This window comes from Micrococcus sp. KRD012, from assembly GCF_017168555.1.
GTDB lineage: Bacteria > Actinomycetota > Actinomycetes > Actinomycetales > Micrococcaceae > Micrococcus > Micrococcus luteus.
In genome coordinates this window covers 1-14,382 of record NZ_JABFBB010000010.1, presented here as the reverse complement: position 1 = coordinate 14,382, position 14,382 = coordinate 1, and the positions used below count along the sequence as shown (strand labels likewise).

Below are 14,382 nucleotides of genomic sequence, written 5' to 3'. Positions count from 1 at the left end.
GGGCGGGGTTCGGGGTCTGCGGTGCGGTCATGCCCACCATCATGGCGCACGTCCCGGACGCGTCAGCCGTGAGCGGACGCCGCGGCGTCACAGGGGGAAAGACGACGCCGCCGGGCGGGTCCGGCTCAGTCGGCGGCCAGGGCGGCGGCCAGCATCTCCTCCGCGATGAGGGTGAACTCCTTGCGCCCGGCCTCGGGCCGGCCCACGAAGGAGACCATCACCACGGCGTCGGAGGTGACGGCGGTGAGCACCTGGGCCGTGAGCTGGGGCTCGGACTCCGAGGCCACGGTCCGCTCCCACACGAGGGCGGACTGCGCCGGCGTGCCGTCGGACAGCGGCGCGTCGGAGACCTCGAGGCGGTAGTCGACGGTCGCGTCCCCCTCCTGCACGGTCATGGTCATCTCGCGGCAGTCGGCGCGCAGGGCGTTGACGGTCTGGATGTGCCGCTCGACGTCCTGGCGGCCCTGGCCCGTGAGCCGGGCGACCTCCACGGTGCCCGTGCCCGTGAAGGTGTCGGCGCCGACGTCCACGCGCGTGGCCTCGGCCCCGTCGAGGGCGATCGGAGAGAAGTCCAGGGCGGTCAGCGGCGCCTTGCACTGCGCCGGCTGCACGGTGGTCCGGTCCGCGTCCGCACGCCGGTCCCGGGAGTCCTCGCGGGCCGCGTCGATCTCCTCCGCCGTGGCGGCCCGCTGCCGGACGAAGCCGAACGTGGCCGCACGCTCGGCCGCGGCCTCCGCCATGCGCTCGTCCTGACGGTCGCCCAGGCCGAGCCCCTCCGGGGCCGCCGACTCCGTGTGCACCGCGGTGCCGGCGTCGTCGTGGACCCCGTCCGCGGGCACGGACGCGGCGGCCGGATCGTTGTCCCCGGCCCCGCAGCCCGTCAGGGCCAGCAGGCCGGCGGCGACGGCGGCCACGAGGCGCAGCCGACCACGCCGGGGCGCGGCCGGGCGGCGGAGGGGACGGACACGGTCAGCGGACATCACGGGCCTCCTCGGGGCCGGTGGAGGAGTCACGGGCCGCGGGCTCGGCGCCGCTCGGGGCGTCGGTGGCCGGGGTGCCGTGCATGCGGGCATACATCTCGTTCCAGCGGCGCAGCTCCGCGTCGCCGTCGCGGTCGGCCTGCCGGTCCAGCCGGACCGCGTTCTTGCGGTCGCTGCGATACCAGAGCACGGCCACCATCACCGCCATCATCACGGTGGGGAACTCGCCGATGCCCCACATCACCGCGCCGCCGATGCGCTGATCCTCGAGGGCGGTGGGGCCCCAGTCGCGGCCCATGTTGCCGAACCAGGACGCCTGCAGCAGACCGGTGGAGGTGGTCATGGCGACGCCGATGAAGGCGTGGAAGACCATCGTGGCCATCAGGAGCACGAGCCGCAGGGCGTACGGGGGCCGGCGCGGCAGCGGATCCGAGCCGATCATGACCAGGGCGAACAGGAACCCGGTCAGCAGGAAGTGGACGTTCATGAACTCGTGGCCCACGTGGGTCTCCAGCGAGAACCGGAAGAAGTCCGTGTAGTAGAACACCAGGATCGAGCCGGCGAAGTTGACCCCCGCCACGATCGGGTTCGTGATGAACCGCCCCCACGGGGAGTGCACGATCCACAGGATCCACTCGCGGGGGCCGCGCGTCCCATCCGTGCGGGACGGCAGGGCCCGCAGCGCCAGGGTGATGGGTGCGCCCAGGACGAGGAAGACGGGACTGAGCATCGTCAGCGTCATGTGGCCCACCATGTGCGCGCTGAACAGGACGCGGCCGTACACGGCCGGGGACCCGGAGGTCGCCCACAGCAACACGGCCAGGCCCGCGAGCCACGCGACGGTGCGCAGCACGGGCCAGCGGTCGCCGCGGCGGCGCAGCTGCCACACGGAGCGCAGGTACCAGAGGGTCAGGAACGCGATGATCGCGACCCACAGCCAGTCGAACCGCCACATCGTGATCCACCGGGCGCCCTCGAGGGCCGGCGGCAGCTCGTAGCCGGTGAGGATGCGGGCCGGGGAGGCGTCCGGCGCGAGCTCCTCCGGCACGGGCGGGGCCGTCCGGGAGAGCACGGAGGAGACGCCCATGACGGCGCCCATGATCACGGCCTCCACGGCGATGAGCTGCCACAGCAGGCGACGCGCGGGGGCGGGGCTGGGACGGTCCGGGCCGGCGTCGAGGCGGGGGATCACCCACCGGCGGTGCAGCAGGCCGATCAGGCCGAGGCCCAGGGCCGCCAGGAACTTGGCCGACACGAGGATGCCGTAGGGGCTCAGCAGCTGGGCCGGATCGTCCATGCGGATCGACGCGTTGACCACGCCGGACAGCGCCACCGTGACCAGGCCCAGCCCGGCGAGCACGGAGTAGCGGGTCAGGACCGTGTGCAGCAGGGGCGCCGGGCCCTGCCGGCGCAGGCTGCGGCCCCGCCCCTGCGCCCCGTTGGGCCCCACGAGGGTGTCCGAGATCGCGACGAGCACGAGCAGTCCGCCCACCCACACGACGACGCCGAGCAGGTGCAGGCCGATCGAGTTCACGGCGCCGGTGTGGTCGTCACCGCCCGCCGCGTGCCCGATCAGGGCCAGGGGCACGAGGGCGAGCATCGCCAGGATGCCGGTCCAGAACAGGCCGTTGTGGGAGCGGACGGCGATCGCCAACGTGGTCACGACGGCGGCGATCACGGTGACCCAGAACCACGCCTGGCCCACCGAGATGCCGACCACGTAGGCCGCCAGGCCGTCCGTGAAGCCCTGCCCCGCCGTGACGGGGATGCCGGCGAGATCCGAGTAGGACAGCACGCCGACGGCCAGCGCGGCCACCGTCCACACGCCGGCGCTGACGGCGGCGATCCGCATCACGCGGGTGAACGCGGGGTGCTCGGGCAGCGGTGCGGCATCCGCGTCCTCGCGCCGCTGCCGGGCGGAGCGGTGCCACCGTTCCGTGCCCGCCGCGTGGGGCGGCAGGACCCCGGCCGCGAAGATCAGCGCGGCGATGGTCAGGGACATCGCCAGGTTGGAGACGAGCTCCCCCACGGGCACGCCCCAGCGGGTGATCCACCCCGGGTCGGAGAGCTGGCGCGCGGCGGTGACGCCGGTCAGCCAGCCGGCGGCGGCGAGGCCGGCGGCTCCCGCGGCGGCCACGAGCACCCAGATCCACCGGGGCACTCCGACCGGCCCCGACGGACCGGGGCGGGCGGCGTCGTCGTTCTCGGCGGGATGGCTGCCCCGGGCGGGGGCGGTGGCGGCGGACATGGGGTCCATCCTCTCAAAGCATGCGGACGCCCGACGACGGTGGGGCCGGCCTCGCCGTCGTCGGGCCCCCGGGTCAGGCGAACAGGGCGTCGCCCACGAACCCGCCCTCGGCGCAGCCGGGCGGGATCGCGAAGACCGCCGAGCCGACGGGCACGGTCCACAGGTTCAGGTGGTCCGACTCCGCGAGCCGGGCCTGGACGGGGACGAACTGTCGGTCCACGTCCGCCTGGTAGGCGGCGAAGATCAGGCCGGAGCCCGCCTCCAGCGCCCCGCGCGGGTCGTCGTAGTTGTAGCCGCGACGCAGCATCCCGTACTCGGGCTCCTCCCCGCGGGCCCGCCGCAGGTGCGCGATGTCCGAGATGACCGGGAAGCCCGTGGGGCCGACGGCGTCGAAGTCCGGCTCGTCGTGCTCCTGCTCCCCCGTGAGGGGGGCGCCGGTGCCGAGGCGACGGCCGATGACCTTCTCCTTGGCCGGGCGGTCGAGCTCGTCCCACGTGTCCATGAGCATCTCGATGCGCCGGATCACCACGGACGTGCCGTCCGCGATCCACGGGGTGACGCCCACCTGCTCGGCGCCCACGCCCCACACCACGCGGTCGAGGTGCGGGGTGGCCGCCGCCGGGTTGCCGGTGCCGTCCACCTGTCCGAAGAGGTTGCGCATCGTGGTGCCGGTGGGGTGGGCGCCGCGGGCGGAGCGGAAGCCCTCCTGCACCCAGCGCTCGGTGGCGAACGGCCGGGCCGCCTTGAGGAGCATGCGCCGGGCGTGGGCCACGGACATCCGGTCGTCGCCGCAGATCTGCAGCAGCAGGTCGCCGTCGCTGAACGCGGGGTCCAGGCGGTCGATCTGCTCGAACGCCGGCAGCGGGCGCAGCCAGGCCGGGGCCCGGTCCGGGGCCACGCGGCGGACGAGCTCCGGGCCGAAGCCGAACGTCACGGTGAGCCGCGCGGGGGCGGCGGCGAGCTCCGGCTCGGTGTCGGCGATCGTGGCGCGGCCCTGGGTCAGGCGCGCAGCGTCGTCGGTGAGCAGGCGCAGCATCCGCTCGATGCGCACCCGGTCCGCGTCCTCGCGCAGGTCGAGGGCGAGGAAGACGGCGTGGGCCTGGGCGGGGGTGTCGACGCCGGCCTGGCGAGGCCCGTGGAACGGCACGGTGTCCGTGCCCACGGGCGAGCTGACGGCCACCCGGGCCGCCTGGCCGCCGGGCTCGGCCCAGCCGGCCCGGCCGACGTCGCCCTCGATCCCGGTGTCGCCCATGACCTCGGAGGGCGAGGCCCCCGCCCCGGGCGCGGCGGACGCGCCCGGGGCGGTGGAGGCCGACGCGTGGCCGGCGCCGTAGCCGAGTGCCGTGCCCAGCAGGCCACCACCCACCGCGCCCGCCCCGAGGAGCAGGCCGCGGCGTGAGGGGCCCCCCGGGACCGGGCGGGCGTCCTCGCGCCCGCCCGACCCGTGGTGGTCGTCCGGCCGGACGGCGGGGTCAGTGGTCGGCATGGTCCTCCGATTCGTGGGAGTCGCCGCCGTGGTACGACTCGTTGGCGCCGGTGAAGGGCCGGACCACGGAGGTGACCTCGAGGGTGGAGCCGTCCTCCAGCTCGAGGTCGTAGGTCACGTCCTCACCCGGCTCGATCGGGTCGGTCAGGCCCATGAACATCACGTGGTTGCCGCCCGGGGCGAGCTCGAGGCTCCCGCCCGCGGGCACGGTGAAGCCGTCGGGGCTCTGCTGCATCACCATCTGGCCGTCCTCGCCGGAGACCATCTCGTGGAGCTCGACCGTCTCGCCCAGCTCCGAGCGGACGCCGACGATGTGCAGGTCCTGGTCCGAGGAGTTCTCGAGCATGCCGAAGGAGCCGGTCATGCCCTCCTCGGTGGCCTTCGTCCAGGGGTCGGTGATCGTGAGGCCGGCGGCCTGGCCGTCCGCGGTGGACGCGGCCGGCGAGGCATCCGAGGCCGGGGCGGCGTCCGTGGCCGGCGCGACGCTCGAGGCGTCCGACGCGCTCGGGGCGGAGCCGGCGTCGTCTCCGGCGCAGGCCGTCAGGCCGAGGGCGGCGACGGCGAGCACGGCGGCGGCGCCGAGGCGGCGAGGGGCGCGGGGGGAGGTGGTGGTCACGTCTGTGGGGTGGTGGTCACGTCTGTGGGGTTCCTTGTCAGGCGGGCGCGCGACGACGCGCGGGGCGTTCGGGCGCGCGAGGGCGGGGCCGGCCCCCTCAGGGGGCCGACCGGGGATCAGAGGTCAGCGGCCGTCGTCGAGGTGGCCGAGCGCGCGGGCGCGGCGGCCCATCAGGAGGAAGGCCACGACGAGCACGGCCAGGCCGGCGATGCCGGCGACCCACACCCAGGCGGGCAGCGCGTCGGTGTCCGCGGGCTGCGCGGCGTCGGAGGCGTCCGCCTGCGCGGTCGCCTCGGCCGAGGCGGCGTCGCCCTGACCTGCCGTGGCCTCCGGGGAGGCGGCGGTCGAGGCCCCGGCGACGGCGGTGCCGCAGCCCTGGGGCGCGGTGCCGGCGGCCGGTGCGGCCGGGTCGTCCACCGCGAAGTCGAACGAGCGCTCCTCAGAGTGCCCGTCCGAGTAGACGACGCGGTAGGCGACCTCGTAGTCGCCGTTGGGCAGCCCCTCGCACAGCGGCGCGGAGAAGGTGGGGCCGTCCACGGTGCCGGCGGCGGACTGCCACTGGTTGCCGTCGGCGTCGCGGACCTGCAGGAGGTTCTGGATGCCCTCGCCGTCGATCAGCTCGCCGCTGAAGGTCAGGGAGACCTCCGACGGCGCCGTCGTGACGGTCTCGTCGACGGCGGGGGCGGTGCGGATGAGCTCGTCGTGCGCGGCCGCGGGGGCAGCCCCGGCGACGACGAGGGCGGGCAGCAGGGCGAGTCCGGCGGCGGCGCGAGCGGCGCGGCGGACAGGGGTGGTCTGGTGATGCATGGTGGTGTCCTCACGGGTCTGCCGCGGTCCCGGACGGGAGTCGCGGGCGGACCGTTCCGAAGGGTCGTCGGGCGCGGTCGGGCCTCGAGACGCGGACGGAGCCGGCGTCCTCAGGCCGCGAGGGCGAACGGCGGGCCGCGCCGCCCCGGAGAGCTGAGGAGGGCGAGGGACGTCGCCGGCCGGAGCGCCGGCGGGACGGGGACCCGGACGCGGGCCGGCGTCGGCAGGGGGCCGTGCGCGGCCGGCGGCGGGCAGACGGCGGCCACCACGCGTTCGGCGATGGTGAGCACGAGGGCCTCGCCGCGCCGCAGCACCAGCACGGTGAGGACCGCGGCGATCACGTGGGCCGCGAGCATGCGCAGGTCGGTCAGGTGGCCGGTGGGGGCGCTGGACAGGGCCTCCCCCGACGCCAGGAGGGCCCCGGTGCCGGGACGGGCGTGGCCGAGGTGGGCCGGGTCGACGCCGGCGGCCGGCGCCACGGCGTGCCCGCCGGCGGCGAGCCCGTAGAGCACGTGGAACAGCCCCTGGGCGATCGCGACGGCCGCGGCGGTGCGCCACAGCGAGAGGGCGCGGCCCGCCAGGGCGGTGCAGAGCGGGGCGGCGAGGACGGCCGCGAAGGCGACCACGCCGACCTCGGGGAACCCGTGACCGGGCTCGGCGGCGGTGTGGAACAGCGCGGCCAGGGCGGTCATCGCCAGGGCCCCGGCCCAGCCCCGGACCAGACGGGCCGGCCCACGCACGACGCGCGGAGGGGCGTCCTCGAGGCCGGACGGGGCCCACGGAGCGGCGGCGACGGCGCTGCGCATGCCACGACTCCTCTCCTGACGGCCCCGGCCCACGTCGGCCGGACGATCGTCCGCCCATCCTACGCGGCCGGAGACGACGACGGGCGCCCCACCCGAGGGTGGGACGCCCGTCCTGCGGCGTGCGGCGTGGGTCCGGGGACGCGCACCGCGACCGGGATCACTCGGAGGCGGCGGCCTTGAGCTTGGAGCCGGCGGTCACCTTCACGGAGTGGCCGGCCGGGATGGTGATCTCCTCGCCGGTGCGCGGGTTGCGGCCGGTGCGCTCCTTGCGCTCGGTGCGCTCCACGGCCAGCCAGCCCGGGATCGAGACCTTCTCGCCCTTCTTGACCTGGGCGGTGAACACCTCGAAGAGGGCGTCCAGCACATCGCTGACGGCGGCCTGGGTGTTGCCGGAGCGCTCGGCGACGGCGGCGACGAGTTCCTTGCGGTTCATGGCCATGGGTCCTCCCTATGGGACGTCGGTTACGGTTCCCGGGCCGTTCGGACCGGGCTGCCAGTTGTGAACGTACCACCTCTCCGCGGGCGAATCGCCCCCTGAACCGCGAGAATCCGCGATTTCCCGTGACCCGGGCGGCCCTGATCCCCGAGGCACGACGACGGCGGCGCCCCTCCTCAGGAGGGACGCCGCCGTCGCGGTGGTGCCGAGCGCCCGGAGACCGGGCCTCAGGTCACCAGGAGGACTTGGTCACGCCGGGCAGCTCGCCACGGTGCGCCATGTCGCGGAAGCGCACACGGGAGATGCCGAAGCGCTGGAAGGTGCCGCGGGGGCGACCGTCGATGGCGTCGCGGTTGCGCACGCGGACCGGGGAGGCGTCGCGGGGCAGCTTCTGCAGGCCCAGGCGGGCGGCCTCGCGGGCCTCGTCCGACGCGTTCGGGTCCACGAGGGTCTTGCGCAGCTCGAGACGCTTCTCGGCGTAACGGGCCACGATGGCCTTGCGCTGCTCGTTCTTGGCGATCTTGGACTTCTTGGCCATCTCAGCGCTCCTCTCGGAAGTCGACGTGCTTGCGGACCACCGGGTCGTACTTCTTCAGGGTGATGCGGTCCGGGTTGTTCCGGCGGTTCTTGCGGGTCACGTAGGTGAACCCGGTGCCGGCGGTGGACTTCAGCTTGATGATCGGACGAACGTCCTTGTCCTTGGCCATGTCAGAGCTTCACTCCCTTCGCGATCAGGTCCGCCACGACGGCGTCGATACCGCGCACGTCGATGGTCTTGATGCCCTTGGCGGACAGCGTCAGGGTGACGTTGCGGCGCAGGGAGGGGACCCAGTAGGTCTTCTTCTGGATGTTGGGGTCGAACCGGCGCTTGGTGCGACGGTGCGAGTGGGAGATGCTGTGGCCGAATCCCGGCCCAGCCCCGGTTACCTGGCAGTGAGCTGCCATGATCACTCCTCGTGGCAAGTAGTAGTAAAAGGACGGGCGGAACCCGCATGGCGGCGAGCCGCGGACCTGTCCGCGGACACCTGTTGTGAGCCCCGCCCCGGGTGTGGACACCGCACTCTTACTGCGACTTCTCGAAAAGGGGGACCAGGCTGGGTGAGAGCCAACCGAAGTTCCTTATGGGATCGCTGGTGTGGACGGTGAGCCCCGGTCCGCCCTGAGGGCGTCCCGGGATCCGGTCTGCGGGAGCGCGTTGCTTTTCCGACCCGCCGTCCGCCCGGTCACCTGACCGATGGAACGACGAGAACAACGCGGCGTGCGCCGTCCTATCTTACGCGAACCGTGGGCGTCGCTTCAACTCGACGGGGGGCGCCTGTGGTATGCGCACGGTCCTCGGCTTCCAGGACCGCTCCGCGCGCGCCACGGCGCGGCCACGGGCGCTGGGCCGGCCCACCCCTCCGGCGCGGATCAGGCGACCGACGCCCCCAGCAGCGAGCCCACCGCGAAGGTCAGGCCGAGCGCCAGGGCGCCGCCGAGGACGACGCGCACGGCCGCCCGCAGCGCGGGCGCATCGCCGAGCCGGGCCCCGACCCAGCCGGTGACGGCGAGGGCCACGAGGGTGACGCCGAACGTGAACGGGACGCGGAGGCCCACCGGCGCCAGGACGACCGTCAGGAAGGGCAGCAGCGCGCCCACGAGGAACGCGAGGAAGGACGCTCCGGCGGCGGCCCACGGGCTGACGACGTCCTCCTCCGCCATGCCCAGCTCCATGCGCAGATGCGCGGCGAGCGCGTCCTTCTCGGTGAGCTCCCGCGCGGCGGCCTCGGCCGTGGCCCGGCTCAGGCCGTCCGCCTCGTAGAGCTGCACGAGCTCCTCCAGCTCGCCCTCGGGATCCTCCTCGAGCTCACGGCGCTCCTTGGCGATCAGCGACTTCTGCGAGTCGGAGGACGAGGAGACGGACACGTACTCGCCCAGCGCCATGGAGAAGGCGCCGCCGACCACGGCGGCGGCGCCGGCCAGCAGGATCGGGGTGAGCGCCGTCGTCGCACCGGCGACACCGACGACGGTGGCCGCGACGGACACGATGCCGTCGTTGGCGCCGAGCACGCCCGCGCGGAGCCAGTTGAGGCGGGCATGCACGCCGCCGGCGGCGTGCGGCTCGTCGGGACCGCCCGGCGGGAGCTGATCGGCCAGGGGCGAGGACTGTTCAGACGTGTGCGACATGTCTCCATGGTCGCGGCGTGGGGCGGGGCGCGCCAGGCAGGTGAGGCGTTCCTTCGGGCGGGGACGCCACGACACCCGGTCTCGCTGTTGCCAGGATTGTTCAACAACAGCTACCGTCTCCCCCAGCGCCTCGTGACGCCCGTCACCTCGCCTGGCGCCCTCGACGAAGGTGACCACCGTGTCCCACGCAGACATCCCCCACGCCGGGCCGGACGGCTCGACCCCCTCGGGCACCGCACCGAAGACGGACTCCCGTGCCGCGAGCGCCACCCGGCGCACCGCACTGCTCGGCGCCATGTTCCTCATGGCCACCTCGGCCATCGGCCCCGGCTTCATCACGCAGACCGCCACGTTCACCGTCCGGATGGGCGCCGCGTTCGCGTTCGCCATCCTGGTCTCGATCCTCATCGACATCGCCGTCCAGATGAACGTGTGGCGCGTCATCGGCGTCTCCGGCATGCGCGCCCAGGAGCTGGCGAACCGCGTCCTGCCCGGCCTCGGCTGGGTCCTCGCCGCGCTCGTGTTCCTCGGCGGCATGGTCTTCAACATCGGCAACATCGCCGGCACCGGCCTCGGCGCGAACGCCATGCTCGGCGTCGACCCCCTGATCGGTGGCGGCGTCTCCGCGCTCATCGCGCTGCTGATCTTCCTCTCCAAGCGCGCCGGCGTGGCCCTGGACCGGATCGTGGTGGCGCTCGGCGCCGTCATGATCCTGCTGATGCTGTACGTGGCCATCACCTCCGCCCCGCCCGTGGGCGAGGCCCTGCGCCAGTCCGTGATGCCGGAGGAGGTCGACTTCTTCGTGATCGTCACCCTCGTGGGCGGCACCATCGGCGGCTACATCACCTACGCGGGCGCCCACCGCATGATCGACTCCGGAGTGAAGGGCGTGGACGACGTCCAGGACATCACCCGCAGCTCCGTAGCCTCGATCCTCGTGACCGGCCTGATGCGCGCCCTCCTGTTCCTGGCGATCCTCGGCGTCGTCGCCTCGGGCGCGGTGCTGTCCAAGGACAACCTGGCTGCCTCCGCCTTCCAGGCCGCCGCCGGCGACATCGGCCTGCGCATGTTCGGCATCGTCCTGTGGGCCGCCGCCGTCACCTCCGTGATCGGTGCGTCGTACACCTCGATCAGCTTCGTCACCCGCTCCACCACCAGCGCCCGCACCCGCAACCTGCTGACGGTCGCCTTCATCGTGGTCTGCACCGCCCTCTACCTGGCCCTGCGCCAGGCACCGCAGACGCTGCTCGTGTTCGCCGGCGCGTTCAACGGCATGATCCTGCCGGTCGGCTTCGCCGCCCTCCTGTACGTGGCCTGGCGCCGCCGCGACCTGCTGCACGGCTACCGCTACCCCGGGTGGCTGCTCGTGATCGGCGCGCTCGCGTGGATCGTGTCCGTGTTCATCGCGGTGCGCGGGTTCATCCCCATGGTCGAGATGATCACCGGTGCCTGAGATGACCACGACGACGCCGCTGCCGCCGCTGGACGCCGCCACGACCCCCGCGCAGGCCCGCGAGCGGTTCCGCGCGGGGCTCGTGCGGCCGACCTCGGGGATCGCCGACGGCTACGCGCAGGCGAACCTCGTCTCGATCCCGCAGGACCACGCCTACGACGTCCTGCTCTTCGCCCAGCGCAACCCCAAGGCCCTGCCGCTGCTCGGCGTGTTCGAGGCCGGCGAGGTCAACGGCCCCGCGCTGGACGGCGACGTCCGCACGGACGTGCCGCAGTACGTGGTGTACCGCAACGGCGTCGAGACGGACCGCCCCACGGATCTGCTCGACGTGTGGCGGGACGACCTCGTGACGTTCGTGATCGGCTGCTCGTTCACCTTCGAGTCCGCCCTGGTGGCCGAGGGCATCCGGATGGCCCACCAGGACGCCGGCGTGAACGTGCCGATGTACCGCACCACGCGGCGCTGCGCCTCGGCGGGCCGCCTCTCGGGCCCGCTCGTGGTCTCGATGCGCCCCATCCCCGCCGACCGCGTGGCCGACGCCGTGCGCATCACCTCCCGCTACCCCGCGGTGCACGGCGCGCCCGTGCACGTGGGCGACCCGGCCGGCCTCGGGATCACGGACCTGTCGGCACCGGACTTCGGCGACGCCGTCGAGGTCCCGCAGGGCCACCTGCCCGTGTTCTGGGCGTGCGGGGTGACGCCGCAGGCGGCGATCATGGAGTCCCGCCCGCCGCTGGCCATCACGCACGCGCCCGGGCACATGCTCATCACGGACCTGCCGGACCGGATGTTCCAGGTCCCGTGACCGCCGGGGCCCGGGGAGACGGTCAGCCCCCCACGGCGGCGAGGTGCGCCAGGACGAACTGCTCCGCCTCGTCCAGGTAGCCGCCGAACATGGCGTGCACCGCGGGCAGGTCGCCGGCCAGCAGCCGCTCCACGATCCACCGGTTGCGGTCCGCGAACAGCACGTGCAGGCGCGTCTGCTCGTCCATGGGATGGAACGCCAGGCGCACGCGGGCCTGCACCGACGCCATGAGCCGCGTGAGCTCGGGGGCGCCGGCAAGGTCCACGATGCCGACGTGGACGCGATGGTTGGCGTCGCCCAGGACCCGCGCGGGGGTGTCCGGGCCACCGGAGAGCAGGTCCTGGGCACAGCGCAGGTGGCGCGCCGCGCCGGGGGTGAGCTCGCCGTGCTCGAGGGCGCCGAGCTGGATCACCCGACGCGTGCGGTACAGCCCGCGCACGTCCTCCGGACCCGGCGCCGCCACGAACACCCCGCGGTGCGGCCGGCGCTCCACGAGGCCCTCCGAGGCCAGCATGGTGAACGCCTCGCGCAGGCTGTTGCGACTGACCTGGAGCTCGGCGGCCAGCGCCACCTCCCCCAGCCGCTCCCCCGGCACGAGCCCGGCCGCCGCGATCCGCTGCCGCAGCTGCGCGGCCGCGGCCACGGGAGCCGGCGCCGGGGCGGACTCCCCGTCACCGGCGCCGGGCGCGAGGTCGTCCCCGGTGACACCGTCGCGCGTCGGCACCCTCACGCCCCCAGCCGGGCGATCGCCTGGCCGCGCGTCACCGAGGCCGGGGTCTCGGCCACGAGGAGCTGGATCCGGCCCGCACGCGGGGCACGGATCGGCGTCTCCATCTTCATCGCCTCGACGATCGCGACCGTGTCACCCTCGGCCACCTCGGCGCCGTCCTCGACCTTCCACGAGGCCAGGGTGCCGGTGACCGGCGAGGCCACGGCGCCGTCGTCGTCGGGCTTCCCGGCGCCCGCGGCGTCAGCCGGAGCCGCGGCACCCGCGCCGCCGCCTCCGAGGAGGGCCGCGTAGAGATCGGCGGGCAGGCCCAGGCGCACGGCGCGGCCGTCCAGCTCGACGGTGACGGCGGTGCGGCCGCCGGCGGGCACCTCGGCGCTCAGGTAGGGGGACTCGGCCAGCGGCTCGGCGAACTCGGACTCGATCCACGTGGTGTAGACGCCGAGGCGGTCCCCCGAGGTGAAGGCGTCCTGCTCGAGCACGGCGCGGTGGAACGGCACCACGGTGGGCACGCCGTCGATGCGCAGCTCGGCCAGGGCGTCGCGGGCGCGGGCGACGGCCTGGGCGCGGTCCTCGCCCCACACGATGAGCTTGGCGAGCAGGGAGTCGTACTCGCCCGGCACCACGGAGCCGGTGCGGACGCCCGAGTCCATGCGGACCCCGGGGCCGGTGGGGGCCTCGAACGCGTCGATCGGGCCGGGCACGGGCAGGAAGCCATACGCCGGGTCCTCGGCGTTGAGGCGGAACTCGAGGGCGTGGCCGCGCGGCGTCGGGTCCTCGGGGATGCTCAGCGGCTCGCCGGCGGCGATGCGGAACTGCTCGCGCACCAGGTCCACGCCGAAGACCTCCTCGGTGACGGGGTGCTCCACCTGCAGGCGGGTGTTGACCTCCAGGAAGCTGATGAGGCCGTCCGGGGCCACGAGGTACTCGACCGTGCCGGCCCCGGTGTACCCGGCGGCGCGGCAGATCTCGCGGGCGGAGGTGTGGATGCGCTCGCGCTGCTCGTCCGTGAGGAACGGCGCCGGGGCCTCCTCCACGAGCTTCTGGTTGCGGCGCTGCAGGGAGCAGTCGCGGGTGCCGAGCACGGCCACGTGGCCGTGCTCGTCGGCGAGGACCTGGGCCTCCACGTGGCGGGGGCGGTCCAGGAAGCGCTCCACGAAGCACTCGCCGCGCCCGAACGCGGCCACGGCCTCGCGGACGGTCGCCTCGAACGCGTCCTCGACGTCGCCGAGCTCACGCACCACGCGGATGCCGCGGCCGCCGCCGCCGAAGGCCGCCTTGATGGCGATCGGCAGGCCGTGCTCCTCGGCGAACGCGCGCGCGGCGGCGGCGTCCGGCACGGGGCCGTCCGAACCCGGCACGAGCGGGGCGCCCGCCTGCTGGGCGAGGGAGCGGGCGGTGATCTTGTCGCCGAGGGCGCGGATGGCGTCCGGCGACGGGCCGATCCAGGTCATCCCGGCGTCGATCACGGCCTGCGCGAAGTCGGCGTTCTCGGAGAGGAAGCCGTAGCCCGGGTGCACGGCGTCGGCGCCGGCGCGGCGGGCGACGTCGAGGACCGCGTCGATCTTCAGGTAGGTGTCCGCCGAGGACGCGCCCGGCAGGTGGAAGGCCTCGTCCGCGACGGCCACGTGCAGGGCGTCGGCGTCCGGATCCGAGTAGACGGCGATCGAGGCGATGCCGTGGTCGCGGGCGGCGCGGGCCACGCGCACGGCGATCTCGCCGCGGTTGGCGATGAGCACCCGCGTGACGGGGCGGGCGACGTCGAGGACCGCGTCGATCTTCAGGTAGGTGTCCGCCGAGGACGCGCCCGGCAGGTGGAAGGCCTCGTCCGCGACGGCCACGTGCAGGGCGT

15 protein-coding genes are annotated in these 14,382 nt (G+C 74.5%); 2 read left to right on the top strand and 13 right to left on the bottom strand.

Annotated elements, in window-relative coordinates:
• Positions 1 to 125: 125 nt before the first annotated feature.
• The 11 genes from J1M37_RS05485 to J1M37_RS05435 form a co-directional block, all read right to left on the bottom strand.
• Positions 126 to 980 carry a hypothetical protein gene (locus tag J1M37_RS05485; RefSeq protein ID WP_228070732.1) on the bottom strand — a complete coding sequence of 285 codons (855 nt, stop codon included), beginning with the start codon at positions 978 to 980 and terminating at the stop codon, positions 126 to 128.
• Entirely contained in the window at positions 970 to 3,228 is a 2,259-nt protein-coding gene (locus J1M37_RS05480; protein WP_159305536.1) for a cytochrome c oxidase assembly protein, read from the bottom strand. Before J1M37_RS05480 ends, J1M37_RS05485 begins: the two co-directional genes overlap by 11 nt.
• A gap of 73 nt (positions 3,229 to 3,301) precedes the next feature.
• Entirely contained in the window at positions 3,302 to 4,714 is a 1,413-nt protein-coding gene (locus tag J1M37_RS05475) for a Dyp-type peroxidase (protein WP_159305537.1), read from the bottom strand.
• Positions 4,701 to 5,330: a copper chaperone PCu(A)C gene (locus tag J1M37_RS05470; RefSeq protein ID WP_206452271.1), complete on the bottom strand. Its 630-nt coding sequence runs from the start codon at positions 5,328 to 5,330 to the stop codon at positions 4,701 to 4,703. Before J1M37_RS05470 ends, J1M37_RS05475 begins: the two co-directional genes overlap by 14 nt.
• 123 nt (positions 5,331 to 5,453) lie before the next feature.
• Entirely contained in the window at positions 5,454 to 6,137 is a 684-nt protein-coding gene (locus J1M37_RS05465) for a copper resistance CopC family protein (protein WP_036339776.1), read from the bottom strand.
• A 110-nt stretch (positions 6,138 to 6,247) separates the two neighbouring features.
• Entirely contained in the window at positions 6,248 to 6,943 is a 696-nt protein-coding gene (locus J1M37_RS05460; protein ID WP_036339774.1) for a hypothetical protein, read from the bottom strand.
• Between the two features lie 157 nt (positions 6,944 to 7,100).
• A complete protein-coding gene (locus J1M37_RS05455; protein ID WP_002858339.1) occupies positions 7,101 to 7,382 on the bottom strand; it encodes an HU family DNA-binding protein in 282 nt (93 codons plus the stop codon).
• Between the two features lie 229 nt (positions 7,383 to 7,611).
• Complete coding sequence (gene rpsN, locus J1M37_RS05450; protein WP_002858338.1) at positions 7,612 to 7,917, bottom strand: 30S ribosomal protein S14; 306 nt, start codon at positions 7,915 to 7,917, stop codon at positions 7,612 to 7,614.
• 1 nt (position 7,918) lies between these two features.
• Positions 7,919 to 8,086 carry a 50S ribosomal protein L33 gene (gene rpmG, locus J1M37_RS05445; RefSeq protein ID WP_002858336.1) on the bottom strand — a complete coding sequence of 56 codons (168 nt, stop codon included), beginning with the start codon at positions 8,084 to 8,086 and terminating at the stop codon, positions 7,919 to 7,921.
• Between the two features lies 1 nt (position 8,087).
• Positions 8,088 to 8,324 carry a 50S ribosomal protein L28 gene (gene rpmB / locus J1M37_RS05440; protein WP_002858335.1) on the bottom strand — a complete coding sequence of 79 codons (237 nt, stop codon included), beginning with the start codon at positions 8,322 to 8,324 and terminating at the stop codon, positions 8,088 to 8,090.
• Between the two features lie 465 nt (positions 8,325 to 8,789).
• Positions 8,790 to 9,545, bottom strand: a complete 756-nt coding sequence (locus J1M37_RS05435) for a VIT1/CCC1 transporter family protein (protein ID WP_044658834.1) — start codon at positions 9,543 to 9,545, stop codon at positions 8,790 to 8,792.
• A gap of 169 nt (positions 9,546 to 9,714) precedes the next feature.
• Between J1M37_RS05435 and J1M37_RS05430 the strand changes: the two genes are divergently transcribed.
• Both J1M37_RS05430 and J1M37_RS05425 read left to right on the top strand, forming a co-directional pair.
• Positions 9,715 to 10,998, top strand: coding sequence for an NRAMP family divalent metal transporter (locus J1M37_RS05430; RefSeq protein ID WP_041104497.1), 1,284 nt, complete (start codon positions 9,715 to 9,717; stop codon positions 10,996 to 10,998).
• Complete coding sequence (locus J1M37_RS05425) at positions 10,991 to 11,803, top strand: putative hydro-lyase (RefSeq protein ID WP_102708537.1); 813 nt, start codon at positions 10,991 to 10,993, stop codon at positions 11,801 to 11,803. Before J1M37_RS05430 ends, J1M37_RS05425 begins: the two co-directional genes overlap by 8 nt.
• A gap of 22 nt (positions 11,804 to 11,825) precedes the next feature.
• On the opposite strand, the gene J1M37_RS05420 is transcribed toward J1M37_RS05425, so the two are convergent.
• Together J1M37_RS05420 and J1M37_RS05415 are read right to left on the bottom strand one after the other, a co-directional pair.
• On the bottom strand, positions 11,826 to 12,533 hold the full coding sequence (locus J1M37_RS05420; RefSeq protein ID WP_036316824.1) for a GntR family transcriptional regulator: 708 nt from the start codon (positions 12,531 to 12,533) through the stop codon (positions 11,826 to 11,828).
• Positions 12,530 to 14,308, bottom strand: coding sequence for an ATP-binding protein (locus J1M37_RS05415; RefSeq protein ID WP_206452303.1), 1,779 nt, complete (start codon positions 14,306 to 14,308; stop codon positions 12,530 to 12,532). The genes J1M37_RS05420 and J1M37_RS05415 overlap by 4 nt, the downstream gene beginning before the upstream one ends.
• Between the last annotated feature and the right edge of the window lie 74 nt (positions 14,309 to 14,382).

What these genes read in the sequence shown, in the direction of transcription:
- J1M37_RS05435 (WP_044658834.1), bottom strand. Translation starts at nt 9,545, where the DNA reads ATGTCGCACACGTCTGAACAGTCCTCGCCCCTGGCCGATCAGCTCCCG.
- J1M37_RS05485 (WP_228070732.1), bottom strand. Translation starts at nt 980, where the DNA reads ATGTCCGCTGACCGTGTCCGTCCCCTCCGCCGCCCGGCCGCGCCCCGG.
- rpmB (WP_002858335.1), bottom strand. Translation starts at nt 8,324, where the DNA reads ATGGCAGCTCACTGCCAGGTAACCGGGGCTGGGCCGGGATTCGGCCAC.
- rpsN (WP_002858338.1), bottom strand. Translation starts at nt 7,917, where the DNA reads ATGGCCAAGAAGTCCAAGATCGCCAAGAACGAGCAGCGCAAGGCCATC.
- J1M37_RS05475 (WP_159305537.1), bottom strand. Translation starts at nt 4,714, where the DNA reads ATGCCGACCACTGACCCCGCCGTCCGGCCGGACGACCACCACGGGTCG.
- J1M37_RS05455 (WP_002858339.1), bottom strand. Translation starts at nt 7,382, where the DNA reads ATGGCCATGAACCGCAAGGAACTCGTCGCCGCCGTCGCCGAGCGCTCC.
- rpmG (WP_002858336.1), bottom strand. Translation starts at nt 8,086, where the DNA reads ATGGCCAAGGACAAGGACGTTCGTCCGATCATCAAGCTGAAGTCCACC.
- J1M37_RS05465 (WP_036339776.1), bottom strand. Translation starts at nt 6,137, where the DNA reads ATGCATCACCAGACCACCCCTGTCCGCCGCGCCGCTCGCGCCGCCGCC.
- J1M37_RS05480 (WP_159305536.1), bottom strand. Translation starts at nt 3,228, where the DNA reads ATGTCCGCCGCCACCGCCCCCGCCCGGGGCAGCCATCCCGCCGAGAAC.
- J1M37_RS05460 (WP_036339774.1), bottom strand. Translation starts at nt 6,943, where the DNA reads ATGCGCAGCGCCGTCGCCGCCGCTCCGTGGGCCCCGTCCGGCCTCGAG.